12 protein-coding genes and 1 tRNA gene are annotated in these 13,389 nt (G+C 69.4%); 9 read left to right on the forward strand and 4 right to left on the reverse strand.

Annotated features, from left to right (window positions below; all coding sequences use genetic code 11):
* Nucleotides 1–154: 154 nt before the first annotated feature.
* The gene (locus GXW79_RS15480) at nt 155–1,153 is read right to left on the reverse strand and encodes an RluA family pseudouridine synthase (RefSeq protein WP_246504036.1); all 999 of its coding nucleotides are present in this window, start codon (nt 1,151–1,153) and stop codon (nt 155–157) included.
* Here GXW79_RS15480 and GXW79_RS15485 point away from each other — a divergent pair.
* The 3 genes from GXW79_RS15485 (at nt 1,140) to GXW79_RS15495 (ending at nt 1,720) form a co-directional block, all read left to right on the forward strand.
* Nucleotides 1,140–1,412, forward strand: a complete 273-nt coding sequence (locus tag GXW79_RS15485; RefSeq protein ID WP_367614929.1) for a DUF6476 family protein — start codon at nt 1,140–1,142, stop codon at nt 1,410–1,412. The two genes, GXW79_RS15480 and GXW79_RS15485, sit on opposite strands and share 14 nt — an antisense overlap.
* A 3-nt stretch (nt 1,413–1,415) precedes the next feature.
* Complete coding sequence (locus tag GXW79_RS15490; RefSeq protein WP_211875333.1) at nt 1,416–1,598, forward strand: DUF2256 domain-containing protein; 183 nt, start codon at nt 1,416–1,418, stop codon at nt 1,596–1,598.
* Nucleotides 1,599–1,644: 46 nt separating this feature from the next.
* Nucleotides 1,645–1,720: transfer RNA gene (locus GXW79_RS15495), tRNA-Phe, on the forward strand.
* Between the two features lie 46 nt (nt 1,721–1,766).
* Here the strand turns inward: GXW79_RS15495 and GXW79_RS15500 are convergent.
* Nucleotides 1,767–2,171 carry a host attachment family protein gene (locus tag GXW79_RS15500; protein ID WP_211875334.1) on the reverse strand — a complete coding sequence of 135 codons (405 nt, stop codon included), beginning with the start codon at nt 2,169–2,171 and terminating at the stop codon, nt 1,767–1,769.
* 149 nt (nt 2,172–2,320) lie between these two features.
* Here GXW79_RS15500 and GXW79_RS15505 point away from each other — a divergent pair, with 149 nt between their 5' ends.
* The 4 genes from GXW79_RS15505 (at nt 2,321) to GXW79_RS15520 (ending at nt 5,682) form a co-directional block, all read left to right on the forward strand.
* A complete protein-coding gene (locus GXW79_RS15505; RefSeq protein ID WP_211875335.1) occupies nt 2,321–2,500 on the forward strand; it encodes a CsbD family protein in 180 nt (59 codons plus the stop codon).
* A 382-nt stretch (nt 2,501–2,882) separates the two neighbouring features.
* Entirely contained in the window at nt 2,883–3,884 is a 1,002-nt protein-coding gene (locus GXW79_RS15510; RefSeq protein ID WP_211875336.1) for a TRAP transporter substrate-binding protein, read from the forward strand.
* Complete coding sequence (locus GXW79_RS15515) at nt 3,885–4,400, forward strand: TRAP transporter small permease (RefSeq protein ID WP_211875337.1); 516 nt, start codon at nt 3,885–3,887, stop codon at nt 4,398–4,400.
* Between the two features lies 1 nt (nt 4,401).
* Nucleotides 4,402–5,682: a TRAP transporter large permease gene (locus GXW79_RS15520; protein ID WP_211875338.1), complete on the forward strand. Its 1,281-nt coding sequence runs from the start codon at nt 4,402–4,404 to the stop codon at nt 5,680–5,682.
* A gap of 18 nt (nt 5,683–5,700) precedes the next feature.
* Here the strand turns inward: GXW79_RS15520 and GXW79_RS15525 are convergent, their stop codons facing one another.
* Nucleotides 5,701–6,720, reverse strand: a complete 1,020-nt coding sequence (locus GXW79_RS15525) for a glycosyltransferase family 2 protein (RefSeq protein WP_211875339.1) — start codon at nt 6,718–6,720, stop codon at nt 5,701–5,703.
* An 82-nt stretch (nt 6,721–6,802) separates the two neighbouring features.
* Nucleotides 6,803–9,958: an autotransporter family protein gene (locus tag GXW79_RS15530; RefSeq protein ID WP_211875340.1), complete on the reverse strand. Its 3,156-nt coding sequence runs from the start codon at nt 9,956–9,958 to the stop codon at nt 6,803–6,805.
* A gap of 580 nt (nt 9,959–10,538) precedes the next feature.
* Here GXW79_RS15530 and GXW79_RS15535 point away from each other — a divergent pair.
* Both GXW79_RS15535 and GXW79_RS15540 read left to right on the forward strand, forming a co-directional pair.
* A complete protein-coding gene (locus tag GXW79_RS15535) occupies nt 10,539–12,284 on the forward strand; it encodes a ShlB/FhaC/HecB family hemolysin secretion/activation protein (RefSeq protein WP_211875341.1) in 1,746 nt (581 codons plus the stop codon).
* Between the two features lie 79 nt (nt 12,285–12,363).
* A partial coding sequence (locus tag GXW79_RS15540) for a two-partner secretion domain-containing protein (RefSeq protein ID WP_211875342.1) occupies nt 12,364–13,389 on the forward strand: 1,026 nt, incomplete at its 3' end.

Genomic DNA, 13,389 nt, shown 5'->3' on the forward strand with positions numbered 1-13,389 from the left:
ACGCCGCGGTCTCCGAGCCTTGACCCCATCAGGCCCAGCCGATCTCCCTGGAAATGGGCGGACCGGATTGTAGCGGCACCTGACATTGCCTCGACGTCATAAACCTAGCGGAGATTTCCGGCGCCCGCAAGAAAAACCGACCGCAACAGTCGGGTTACTGCCGGTCACCGTCGAGCAACATGACAAGCGATTGAAAATCCTCAGGAAGCGTTGTTTCGAACGCCATCTCCGCTCCCGTGATGGGGTGACGGAATCCGAGCGACGCCGCATGCAACGCCTGCCGCGGGAAAGCCAGCAGGGCGTTGCGCACCGGGCCCGATAATGACCGTGCCGCAGCGGGGATGCGCTTGAGGTAGGTCGGGTCGCCCACCAGCGGGTTGCCCTTGTGCGCCAGGTGGACGCGGATCTGATGGGTGCGCCCGGTCATCAGCTTGCAGCGGATCAGCGCACAGCCGGTGCCGTAACCACGCGTGGTGGCGTACCGGGTAATCGCCTGCTTGCCCCGCGCCGCCTCGCGGCCTTCGAGCACCGCCATGCGCTTGCGGTCCACAGGGTGGCGACCGATGACCGTGTCGATTTCGCCCTCGAGCGGCGATGGCAAGCCCCAGACGAGCGCGATGTAGCTGCGGTCCAAATCACGGTCCGCGAAGGTCTGCGACAGGATCTGCAGCGCGCGCTCGGTCTTGGCGACGACCATGACGCCGGAGGTTTCCTTGTCGAGCCGGTGGACGATGCCCGGCCGCTTCTCGCCACCGATGCCCGTGAGGTCGTCCCCCGCATGGGCGAGCAGGGCATTGACGAGGGTTCCGTCGAGATTGCCCGGCGCGGGGTGCACGACGAGGCCGGCCGGCTTGTCCAGCACGATCAGATGCGCATCCTCGAACAGGATGGACAACGGGATGTCCTGCGCCTCGGGCCGCGCCGGCGTGGGCGGTGGGATGGTGAGCGCGTAGAGCGCGCCCGCGCGGATCGGTTCGGAAGGATCGGTCAGCGGCGCGCCATCGCGAGTCGCGTGGCCGGCTTCCATCAGTGCCTTGACGCGGCTGCGCGACAGCCCGTCTATCGCGGCCGCGAGGAAGCGGTCCGCGCGGGTTCCGGCCTGGTCGGGTTCGGCGCGGATTTCGATGGGGGGTGTTTCGGTGCGCGGGCTCAAGATTTTGGTCGTGGTGATGGGGGTACTGATCGTCGCCGGCACCCTGGGCCTGGTGGTGGCGCTCGTCCAGAAGGTGGGCGGCGGGTCCCCGACCGCCGAGGGCATCGCCTTGCGCCAGCCGGCGGGAAGCGCGATCGAAGGGGTGAGCGCGGCCGAGGGGCTGGTGACCATCTGGGTGCGCCGGCCGGATGGCGATCGGGTGCTGCTGGTCGATTCCAAGCGCGGGCGCGTCTCGGGCGAGATCCGGCTGGGCGAGTGACGCGTGGCGCATCGCAAGCCGAACCTGCCGGAGAAGATCTGCGCCGCTTGCGGGCGCCCCTTCGCGTGGCGGAAGAAATGGGCGCGGGACTGGGAGCAGGTGCGGTTCTGCTCGGATGCCTGCCGCGAGGGGCGGCATCCGGCTGGTCAGCAGAAGGCGCGGGGAAAGCCGGGGAAGGGCGCTTGATCCCCGGGGCGCGAGGGGGTAGAGACGCGCCTCCCGAGTGCTACGGGCCCAGGTAGCTCAGTTGGTAGAGCATGCGACTGAAAATCGCAGTGTCGGTGGTTCGATTCCTCCCCTGGGCACCATTCCTCCTTCAATGCCCACGCATACCCGCTCGGCCAGTGGCCCTTCTCAGGCCTTCTCCAAGGCCGCCTCGATGTCGGCGATGGAATGCCCGGTGAGGTCCTTCGCCAGCTCGACGACCAACTTGGCCTCCAGCGCCTTGTGGTAATGCTTTCGCAGCTCGCCGAGCGACTTCGGCGCCGCGATCACCGCCAGCGCGTCGATGCCATGGCCTAGCGCCTGGGTGTTGAGCCAGCCGGCCACCGCCACTACGAAGCTGTCCTCCTCGAGCCGGCTGTCGTCCGGATTGCCGGCGCTGCTGCCGTGGCGTGCGCCCGAGCTCTTGTTGTCGCTGCCGAGCGCCGGCTCCTCCAGCGCGACTAGCTTGGTCTCGCCGACCTTTCCGGTGTTGCGGAAAAGCCGAAGCTTCTCCCCGTCGATGACAGCGATGGTCGCACCATGGGGCAGAAGCATTTGCGGCGTCCTCTTGTGATGGGTGGACAACGGCCAGTGCCCAAATCCGTTTCACGCGACGCCGAATGGCGCAACCAGGGCGCGGGATTTGCGTTTGGCTCGGTGTAGCCGCTCGCCATTCCGGTCGTGCGGGAAAAGGAGCCTGGACCATGGACAAGGATCGCATCGAAGGTACCGTCAAGCAGGCCAAGGGCGCCATCAAGGACGCCGCGGGCAAGGTGACGGGCGATGCCAAGCTGCAAGCCGAAGGCAAGGCCGACAAGGCCGCCGGCAAGGTGCAGAACGCCGTCGGCGGAGCCAAGGACGCCGTTCGCGACGCCAAGGAGTAAGGTGCCGCAACTGGTATGACCGGCGGGGCCACGTTCGAAAGGACGTGGCCTCCGGCCTACCACGCCAAGCGGAGGCGCGCAGCCTCTACTCCAAGCCGGACTTCAGTGTTCATCACGACCATACTCTTAGGTCGAGATCCAGATCACGGCCGACCGTGGCCCCAGCTGTCAGGGCGCAGCATTCGGGCTTAATAGACGATCCTAGCGGTTCCCGCCGACGAGCAATCCCACGCTCCGCGCCATCAGATATTCTGACCGCCTGGCGCCAATCCTCCCTCCTCACCTGAATTACCGTCCCCAGCGTCTGGCTGGTGGCCGCCCCTCCGCCCTGCTATTGCAGCGGTCGACAAACCCGCATCAGACGGGATCAAGGAGGCGTTCCATGACCAGCCCCGCGATTGCGCGCCGAACTCTGGTGCGCGCCTCGGCTCTTGCTCCGCTTGCCCTTCCATGGATAGGCGGGCGAGTCTCGGCGCAGACCATCACACTCCGCTCGGCCGACACCCACCCCGATGGCTACCCGACCGTCGAGGCCGTCAAGTTCATGGGCCGCCTGGTTGAGGAACGCTCGGCCGGCCGGCTACGCATCCAGCTGTTCCACTCTCGCCAGCTCGGCGAGGAGCGCGAGACGCTGGAACAGACGCGCTTCGGCGTCATCGACCTCAACCGGGTGAATTTCGGCCCGCTCAACAACCTGGTTCCAGAGACCGTCGTTCCCGGTCTGCCCTTCGTCTTCCGCGACGAGGCACATATGCGCCGCGTGATGGACGGCACGATCGGCGACGAGATCATCGCCGGCGCCGACCGTCACGGCTTCGTCGGGCTTTGCTACTACGACAGCGGGGCGCGCAGCTTCTACACGCGCGGCCGCGCCGCCCGGACGCCCGAGGACATGCGCGGCCTCAAGATCCGCGTGCAGCAATCCGACCTCTGGGTAGCGATCATGCGGGCCGTGGGCGCCAATGCCACGCCGCTGCCCTTCGGCGAGGTCTACTCCGCCCTGCAGACCGGCGTCGTCGACGGGGCCGAGAACAACTGGCCCTCCTACCACTCCACCCGGCATTTCGAGGTGGCGAAGCACTACTGCGTCACCGAGCACTCCATGTCGCCGGAGATCCTGGTCGCCTCCAAGCGCAGCTTCGACCGGCTGCCGCGCGACCTTCAGGGCATACTCCGCCAGGCGGCGAAGGAAAGCGTGGGCGAGATGCGCCGGCTCTGGGACGCGCAGACAGAGGCGTCCAAGCAGGCCGTCACCGCCGGCGGATCGCTGGTCAACGACGTCGACAAGGAAGCCTTCGCCCGCGCCATGGCGCCGGTCTACGACCAGTTCGCCCGCGACCCGCGCATGCGCGCGCTGGTCAACCGAATCCGTGAGGCCGCCTAGATGGGCGTGCTGTCCGCCGCCCTTGCCGTGGCCTGCCGCGCCGCGCTGGCGTTGGCCGGCGTCGCGCTGGTCGCCATGGTGGTGATCGTCGGCTGGGCGGTGTTCGGGCGCTTCGTGCTGAACGACACCCCCGCCTGGGCGGAGCAGGTGGCGATGCTGCTGCTCGGCTGGGTCATCCTCGGCGCGGCCGCGGCCGGCGTGCGGGAGGGCACGCATATGGGGTTCGACTCGCTCCGCGGTGCGATGCCGGCCCCGCTGGCAAAGGTCTGCGCGTTGCTCAGCGACCTCGTCATCGCGGCGTTCGGCTTCGGCATGGTGTGGTTCGGCGCCGAGCTCGCGGCCGGCGTCTGGGACGCGACGCTGCCGACCACGGGCCTGCCGAGCGGCGTTGAATACCTGCCGATCGTGCTCGGCGGCGCGTTGATCACCCTGTTCGGGCTGGAGCGCCTGGCCGCCGGCCTGCGCGGCGCCCCGGCCCCCGGCCAATCCGAGACGCTGCTCGTCAGCGACGCCTGAGATGGAAGTCACCATCCTGATGGGCGCCTTCAGCGTGCTGTTGCTGATCGGCACGCCGGTGGCCTTCGCACTCGGCGCGGCAGCACTGGTCACGGTGCTCTACATGGACCTGCCGGCGGTGGTGGTGTTCCAGCAGCTCTCCTCGGGCATGAACGTGTTCTCCATGCTGGCGATCCCTTTCTTCATCTTCGCCGGCGACCTGATGCTGCGCGGGCGCATCGCGGACCGGCTGGTGGGCCTGGCCGCGGCCATGGTCGGGCACATGCGCGGCGGGCTGGGGCAGGTGAACATCATCGCGGCCACGCTGTTCGGTGGCGTCTCCGGATCCGCCGTGGCGGATGCGAGCGCGGTGGGCGGGGTGATGATCCCGCAGATGGTCAAGCGCGGCTATGCGCGGGACTACGCCGTCAACGTCACCGCGAATGCCGCGCTGATCGACCTGTTGATCCCGCCCAGCCACAACATGATCCTCTATGTCATCGCCGCCGGCGGGGTGCTGAGCGTCGCGGACCTGTTCACCGCCGGCATCATCCCGGGCCTGCTGTTGATGGTCGCGCTCATGGTCGCGGCCTGGCTCGTCGCGGTGCGCCGCGGCTACCCGCGCGAGACCTTCCCGGGATGGTGGGTGCTGTGTCGCCTCGCCTTCGGCGCGCTGCCTGGGCTGATGCTCATCGTCATCATCTTCGCCGGCGTGCGCAGCGGCATCTTCACCGCGACGGAAAGCGCCTGCGTCGCGGTGCTCTATGCCCTGCTGGTGACGATCCTCGTCTATCGCAGCCTCGATGTCGCGGGCTTCCGCGACGCGGTGCTGGGCGCGGTGCGCACCACGGGGATGGTCATGCTGATCATCGGCACCGCGACGGCGTTCGGCTGGCTGATGGCGCTGCTGCAGGTGCCGGCGGCCACGGTGACGCTGATGCAGGGGATCACCGAGAACCCGATACTCACCCTGCTGCTGATCAACGTGATCCTGCTGCTGCTCGGCACCTTCATGGACATGGCGCCGCTGATCATGATCGGCACGCCGATCTTCCTGCCGGTGGTCAAGGCGCTCGGGATGGACCCGGTGCAGTTCGGCATTGTGATGATCCTCAACCTCGGCATCGGGCTGATCACGCCACCGGTCGGCCCGGTGCTGTTCGTCGCCTGCGCTGTGGGCAAGATCTCGATGTGGGAAGCGACGAAGACGAGCCTGCCCTTCTACCTGGCCGGCGTCGTGGTGCTGCTGCTGGTGACCTATGTGCCGGCGCTGTCACTGTGGCTGCCGCGGCTGTTCCACTAGCTGCAGGCGTGACGATGGCTACCGGTTCGGGGCCCCGTGGTCCGGCCGCCACAGGCCGCTCCGAAGACCACGCACATCGGCGACCATGCGCTCGAACCTGCGCACGCCGAGCAGGCGGGAGACCGGGCCCGACAACAGCGGCCGCGACGGGCGGAAGCGTGGGTGGTAGGCCAGCACATCGCGCAGGAAGCCATCGCCCGTCTGCCGATCGTGGCGATACATGAGGCGGACCTGCGACGTCAGCTGATCCTCGACTTCGGCGAGCACGGCGGCTGGCAGCGCCGCCTCGTCCGGTGCCGCACCGCGCAGGGCGAGCTTCACCGCGGCGAGGAAGCCATCCGCCACACGTCCGATCCGGTAGCGCGCATTCTCGCCTCCCCAACGCTGCTGTTCGGGATAGACGCGCCAGAAGAACGCCGGCTCGGCGGTGGGAACCCGGATGAAGCGGTGGCCGGCGAGGGCCATGCGGACCTTGATCTCGTCATCCTCCCACGGCACCGCGTCCTGCCGGAAGCCGCCAACAGCCTGCATCGCGGTGCGGCGCGTGAGCGTCGCCGACAGATGCACGAAGCTGTGGGCGAGCAGGAACGCCACAGGGTGAGCCTCCTCGACATCGGGGAAGAGCCAGGGATCGACCGGGGCGCTCTCGCCGCCCTTGATCGCGAAGGTCTGGAACGGCGAATAAACCGAGGCGGTCGCGTGCCCCGCGCTTGCCGCGACCGCGATCTGCGCGGCGATCTTCGTCGGCGCGATGCAATCATCGGAATCGAGGAACTGGATCCACTCGCCCCCGGCATGCGCGAGCCCGGTGTTGCGGGCGTGGCTGAGCCCGAGATTGCGGTCATGGCCGACGATGCGCGCGGGGACCCCCACCCCGCTCACCAGCTTTTCCGCAACCGCCCGCGTATGGTCCGTGGAACCGTCATCGACGATGATGAGCTCGATGTCCCGATGCGTCTGCGCGGCGATGGACCGCACGGGCGTGTGGAGCGTGCCGCCGCCGTTGAAGCTCGGGACGATGATGCTGACCAGGCTCATGGCGCCGCCTTGCTGCCTGCGCAGGGATCGGCACCGGCCGCGGGCGGTGCCGATCCCCCGGCCAAGGCCTTTCCCACGGGGTCTAGAAATTCACCCGGATGCCGACGGCGCCCTGTACCGCGGTCTGGCGGGTGCGCTCGCCATCCAGGCTCCAGCGGTAATCGGCATGCGCGTAGAAGCTGGTGGTGCGCGAGATGCGCGCGGTGACGCCGGCGCCGACTTCGAGCGCGGTGTCGCCGTAGCGATTCTCGATCGGCGCCGAGTTGCCGAGCGTCGCGCGGTCGGTGCCCGAGAAGGCGTGCCAGAGATTGACCTTGGCGTAGGGCTGCCAGAGCGTCGTCTCGTCCCGGCCGGTGTATTGCACACGCGCGCCGAGCCGCCCGGTCACCGCATCGCCCTCATCCCAGCTCACCGAGGAGAAGGCGTCGCGGCTGCGGTCGATCGAGACGCTCTGCCAGATCAGCTGCGCCTGCGGCTCCACCTGCCAGTTGGCGCCGAAGCGGATCGGGTAGCCACCCTCGAGCGAGGCGGTCAGGCCCGAGCCGTTGGTCGTCAGCCGCGAGCTGTAGTCGGAGCGCGCGGTCACGTCGAACCAATGCGCCTGGACCACGGCGTCGAGATACCAGCCGCTCGGCCCGAAATGCGTCCAGTAGGCGCCCGCCGCAGGCCCGCTGAGCGTGAGGCGGCCGACCCGCAGCCCCTGCTGGCCCAAAGCGAAGCCATTGGCCGAACCGTTGTAGTCGAGGTAGGCGGCATAGACGCCGACATGGTCGCGATGTCCGCTCGGCGCCTGGTAGCGCAGGATGTCGAAACCGGCCTGCAACCCGACGAGGTCGCCGGTGACGCGGGCATCCACGGTGCCGTCCCAGCGGGTCTCGCTGCGCTCGCCGATGGCGCGCGCCCAGCCGCCATTGGCGTAGGGGCGCGAGCCCTCGAGGTCACGGATGTTCTCCTCCTCGCCGACGCGCTCATGCAACGTGCCAAGCCCCACGAGGCCCATCTGGCGGCCGATCGCAGGGATCGGCGCATACAGCGCCGCCTCGGGCCGGTAGAGCGGCACCGTCGAGCCGGGCCTGCCCGGACCATCGTCGAGGAAGGAGCGCAGGAAGTAGTCGTCCGTGCTCGTGCTGCCGCCGCGGAACAGGCGATACTCGTAGGCGCCAGCGGTCACGCGCGTGTCCAGGCGGAAGGCGCCCGCCGCCGTGGTGCCGCCCTGGTTCGTCTCCACCACGCGGATGCCGTCGGCACGCGTCTGCGCGCCCGAGCCCCCGGCATTGACGATGCGCAGGCGCGTGTCGCCGGTGGCGGTGCCGCCGCGGATCACGAACCGGTCGGACGGCGCGCCGTCGCCGGCGAGCACCGTGTTCAGTGCGACCACGCCGCCCTGTCCGACATAATTGCCCGCGACCGTCAGCGTTGCACCCGGCGCGGCGCCGCGCAGCGTGACCAGCCCGGCATTGGTCAGGCCCGCGACGGTCTGGTTGAGCCCCGCGGTGTCGAGCGTCGCGCCGGCGGCGACGGCATAGGCGGAGGCGGGACTGAACGCATTGGTCGCGCCTGCGCGCAGGGTCCCGGCATTGACCGCCGTGGCGCCCGAATAGGTGCTGGCGCCGGTCAAGACCGTAGTGCCCGGGCCGGCCTGCTCGACGCCGCCGGTGCCCGAGACGACGCCGGCGAAGGTCAGCGTGTCGGCGCGGTTGAAGGCCAGCGTCCCGGCATTGGCGACATTGCCGAGGATGGCGCCGCTGCTGCCGCCATTGCCGAGCTGCAGCCGGGTGCCCGCGGCGATCGAGGTGCCGCCGGCATAGGTGCTGGCTCCAGTCAGCACCAGCCGCCCTCCGCCGGTCACCGCGAGGCCGCCCGCGCCGGTCACCCCCTGCGTGATGGTGGTGGCAAGGCCGTTGGTGTCGATGGTGCCGCCGGCAGCGGTGATCGAGACCGGGCGCGTCGCCGCCAGGTCGAAGGCCGCATTGTAGCGCAGCGTGCCGCCGTTGAAGACGACGGCCGCGGTCGGCGCGCCGATCGCGTTGTCCGCCGCGATGGCCAGCACGCCGCCGGTGAGGATCGTGCTGCCGGTATAGGTGTTCCCGCCCACCGCCGAGGGTGCGAGGGTGAGCACGCCCGCGCCGGTCTTCTCGACCGAGCCTGTGCCGGTGATCAGCCCGGCATAGGTGCCGGCATCGGGCTGGGCGAAGCGCACCAGGCCATTGTCGGTGATCACCGCCGGCAGCACTTGCGCGCGGCCCTGCAGGGTGCCGGCGGCGTCGACGGTCAGCGTGCCGGCATAGGCGGAATTGTCCCCGGTGAGGATCAGCGTGCCGGCCTGGATGGTGACGGAGGTGGGGCCGGTGATGGGACCGGTGATGGTCCAGGTGCCGGCGTCGTTCTTGATCAGCGTCTCGAAATCCGGGGCGAGGCCGGTGAAGCTGCCCGGGGCCGTCCCGCTCAGATAGATGGTGTCGTTGCCGAGCCCGCCGGACAGGTTGCCGCTGATTGTCTGGCCGGCGTAGAGGCGGAGGATGTCGTCGCCGCTGCCGAAGATCAGATTGCCGATGACGGCGCCACGATTGGTGAAGTCGAGCGTGGACATGCCGACGGTGCCGAGGCCGTCACCGAAGCCGATGACGCTGGGCACCGCCGTCGCCTGGATGACGCCGGTCGCGTTGTTGATGACCGTATTGCGGCCGACGAAGGTTTCGAACCAGAGGGCCGCGGCGTTGTCGGCGCGGATCAGCCCGCTGTTGATGATGATGTTGCCGGTGCCCTGGGGATTGATCGCCTCGCCTTGCAGGATGGTGCCGGTGGCGAGGACCTGGGCGCCCTGTTCGATGGTGAGGGTGGTGTTGTTGCGGAACTCGATGGTGTTGGGGCCCGCATTGTAGGGGCCGACATCGGTGACCCCGACGCTCTGCGCCGAGCCGCCGCTCTGCACCGTGATGGTCCCGCCATCGCGGAGGCTGATCGCGGCGACGTTGCCGGTGAGGATGCTGGCACCGTTTGTGATGATGACCGTGCGGCCATCGTCGGCGGGCACCGGCCCATCGCCCACACGTGTGGGGAAGGGGTTCGGTGCGGAGGTGTTGCAGGTCGTGGTCAGGCCCACGGTCACGCAGTCCGCCGCGGCGGGAAGCGGTGCCAGGGCAAGCAGAAGGGGCGAGGCGGACAGCGCCACGCGGAGCGCGGTGGCGAGGCGGTCGCCACGGCGGTTCGATTCCAGGTCCGCATGAAGTCTTGGCATGGTGTGTCTCTCTTCGGACGTGGCGATCGCCGTGACGCGCTGTTTTGTCGTTTTTTCTCGAAAATTAGTGATTTCGAAAGCGGCGCATCCGTATGCCATCGCGCGCCCCGTCGCTAGGGCGGAACGATCATTTCAAAATTCACAATTGCTTGAAAAATGTGATCACGCGTAAGTTAAACTGAAGCGAGAAACTCTTTTTTAACCTATGATACAGGCGGTATGCTGTTCAGCCATTCGGCGGCTTGATGTGCGCTGGGACGCAGACGGGCGCGGTGCCGTGCACGCGGCAGGGTTACGTTCGACCGGGTTGTGTCCCAGTGGCGGGTCTTGATGGCGGTTCCGGGCTGCTGCGCGTGGCACCGTCCGCGTCCAAGCAAGCCGGGTCCACACCCGCCGATCCGCGCTGCCCGCAGAGGCGGGCGCAAGGACCGGCTGTTGCATCACCGATCCGTTACTTTCTCCACCTTGCCGCTTCTTTCGATCCGGCGTCACATGGATTTCCGTGGGGGCGCGGGCCTGGGCGAATCGCTGCAGTATTCGATACAAGGCGATGCCGGTGTTGCTTGTGAGGGGGATGGCGTTGAACCGATCGACTGGTACGCGCGTCGCCATGGCGGCCGGGTTTGCTGCCGTCCTCGCCGGCGGCGCCGTTGGCCAGTCGGCCATGGCGCAGACGGCCCCCATCGTGCCGCAAGGCTCGCCCATCCCCCGCGTGGCACCCGTTGAGCCGCCCCGCGTCGGCCCCGGCATCGCGCCCGCCCCCACGCCAGGCCTGTCCACCGCGGGGCAGTCGGGCAACGTCACCGTCCGCAGCGTGCGGGTCGAGGGCGCCACCGCCTTCCCCGAGGCGCGCCTGCTGGGCGAGGCCGGCGGCCCTCTCGTCGGCCCGGCCGTGCCGGTCGCCAATCTTGAGGCGGCGCGCGCCGCAATCCTCGCGCTGTACCGCAACGAGGGCTACGTCTTCTCGACCGTGGATGCGGTGCTCGCGCCCAATGGCGTGCTGCGCCTGGTGGTCGGCGAGGGCCAGATCACCGAGGTCCAACTCGATGGCGACATCGGTCCCGCCGCCACCCAGCTGCTGCGCTTCCTCGACCGCCTTAAGGAGGCGCGGCCGCTCGACATCGCGACGCTGGAGCGCTGGCTGCTGCTCGCCCAGGAGATCCCCGGCGTCACGCTGCGCACCGTTCTGCGCCCGGCGGGCACGGCGCCGGGTTCGCTGGTGCTGGTGGCCCGGGTCAGCCGCGCGCCGGTCAGCGGGTTCGTCACGGCCGACAACCGCGCCTTCCGGCTGACCGGGCCGGAGCAAGCACTCGGCGTCGTCCAACTCAACAGTTTTACGCAATTCGCCGAGCGGACAGAGGTCTCGCTGCTGTATGGCGCGCAATCCACCCAGCTGTTCGGCCAGATCGCGAGCGAGTTTTACCTCGGCGGCTCCGGCCTGCGCATGCGCCTGTATGGCGGGCGAGGCGAGGCGCGGCCCTCGGGCGTGCTCAACGCCATCGGCTATGAGGGGACGACGACGGTCGCCGGTGTCTCGCTCAACTACCCGGTGCTACGGCGGCGCGCCTATAGCCTGAACATCGTGGCCGGCTTTGATCTACTCGACAGCGAGATCACCATCGGCAGCGGCAATGGCGGCGATGTGCGCCTCAGCCGCGACCAGCTGCGCATCCTCCGCCTCGGCGCCGAGGGCGCGATCTACGACCTACTGCTGGGTGCCTCGCGCCCGGCGTCGAACACGTTGCAACTGCGGCTCAGCCGTGGGCTGGATGCCTTCGGCGCGACCGGCAGCAATGACCGCGACGCCGGCCGCCAGGGCTTCGAGCCCGCCTTCACCGCCGTAGCCTTCGATGCGACGCGCGTGCAGACGCTGTTCTCGCCCTGGGATGGCGCGACCGTCGCGCTGCAGGGCACGGTCGCCGGGCAATGGAGCGACGACATCCTGCCCCTCGCCGAGAAATTCTTCCTCGGCGGTTCCCGGCTCGGCCGTGGCTTCTACGCCGGCGAGGTGACCGGCGACCGCGCCTTGGCGGGTTCGGTGGAATTGCAGCTCGGCTTCGGCTTCGACCAGACGGTGTTCGGCCGCTCGGTGCGCCTCGCGCCGCTGTTCTACGTGTTCCATGATCGCGGCCGCACCTGGGAGAACCGCTCGGTCGACCCCGACCGGCGCATCGCCTCGTCCGGGGCCGGCATCCGCCTCGGCATCGACGAGGTGGCCGAGCTGCAGATCGAGGGCGTGCGCCGCGAGACGCGCCGGCCGAACGGCAATGCCACTCCCGCGCTGCACGAGGATGCGATCTACTGGCGCGTGCTCGCGCGCTTCTGATGGCGTCGCCGACCAGGAAGAACAGCACAAGGGCGCGGAGGGGACGGCTCGCTTCCCCCGCTCCAGGAGACCACCGGCCATGACCCCGATGCCGCTCTTGCTCCGCGCGCTCCTGCTCTCCTCCACCGCGCTCGCCGCGTGGCCGGCCCTGGCCCAGGCGCCGGATGCGCGCCCGACCGGTGGGCGGGTGACGGCGGGGGCGGCATCCATCGCGCAGACGCCTGGCCGCACGACGGTGACCCAGGGAAGCGACCGCGCGATCATCGACTGGCGCGGCTTCGATGTCGGCCGCGACCAGTCCGTGCGCTTCGACCAGCCGAGCGCTCGGGCCCTCACGCTGAACCGGGTTGGCAGCGGCGAGCCGTCGCGCATCGCGGGCGGGATCAGCGCCAATGGCGGCGTCATCATCATCAACCAGGCCGGCGTGGTGTTCACCGGCACCGCGCGGGTGGATGCAGCCTCCGTCATCGCGTCGACCGCCGACATCGCCAATGAGCGCTTCATGGCCGGCGGCCGGATGGTGTTCGACCGGCCCGGCCGCGCCGATGCGCGCATCGTCAACGATGGCAGCATCACCGTGCGCGAGGCCGGCATCGCCGCGTTGGTCGCACCCGAGGTCGCCAATCGTGGCACCATCAGCGCGCGCCTCGGGTCCGTCGTGCTGGCGGGGGCGGAGACCCACACACTCGACCTGCATGGCGATGGGCTGTTCGCCTTCGACGTGACCGGGGCGGTGCGGCGCGCGCCCTCAGGCGGCGGCGCGCTGGTCACCAACACCGGCGTGATCGAAGCGCAGGGCGGGCGCTTGCTGCTGACCGCGCGCGCGGCCGATGGCGTGGTGACCGAGCTGGTGCGCGCCGGCGGGCGCATCTCCGCCAACACCGATGCCGCGACCGGGCGGCGCGGCGACGTGGTCATCAACGGCACCGGCGGCGCGGTGGTGATCGAAGGCGTGGTCGAGGCGCGCGGCGTGGCGCCGGGCACCCGCGGCGGCGTGGTGGAGGTGGTCGCCGATCGCGGCGCCTTCGCGCTGCCGGGTGCGCGCATCGACGCCTCCGGCGCCGGGGGCGGCGGTGAGATCGCCTTCGGGCAGACCCGTGCGGGC

Origin of the sequence: Plastoroseomonas arctica, from assembly GCF_018128965.1 — a bacterium.
Taxonomy (GTDB): Bacteria; Pseudomonadota; Alphaproteobacteria; order Acetobacterales; family Acetobacteraceae; genus Plastoroseomonas; species Plastoroseomonas arctica.

Bases quoted from the DNA above. Each gene is read 5' to 3' on its own strand.
- GXW79_RS15500 (WP_211875334.1), bottom strand. From the start codon at position 2,171: ATGCTTCTGCCCCATGGTGCGACCATCGCTGTCATCGACGGGGAGAAG.
- GXW79_RS15505 (WP_211875335.1), top strand. From the start codon at position 2,321: ATGGACAAGGATCGCATCGAAGGTACCGTCAAGCAGGCCAAGGGCGCC.
- GXW79_RS15510 (WP_211875336.1), top strand. From the start codon at position 2,883: ATGACCAGCCCCGCGATTGCGCGCCGAACTCTGGTGCGCGCCTCGGCT.
- GXW79_RS15515 (WP_211875337.1), top strand. From the start codon at position 3,885: ATGGGCGTGCTGTCCGCCGCCCTTGCCGTGGCCTGCCGCGCCGCGCTG.
- GXW79_RS15520 (WP_211875338.1), top strand. From the start codon at position 4,402: ATGGAAGTCACCATCCTGATGGGCGCCTTCAGCGTGCTGTTGCTGATC.
- GXW79_RS15525 (WP_211875339.1), bottom strand. From the start codon at position 6,720: ATGAGCCTGGTCAGCATCATCGTCCCGAGCTTCAACGGCGGCGGCACG.
- GXW79_RS15530 (WP_211875340.1), bottom strand. From the start codon at position 9,958: ATGCCAAGACTTCATGCGGACCTGGAATCGAACCGCCGTGGCGACCGC.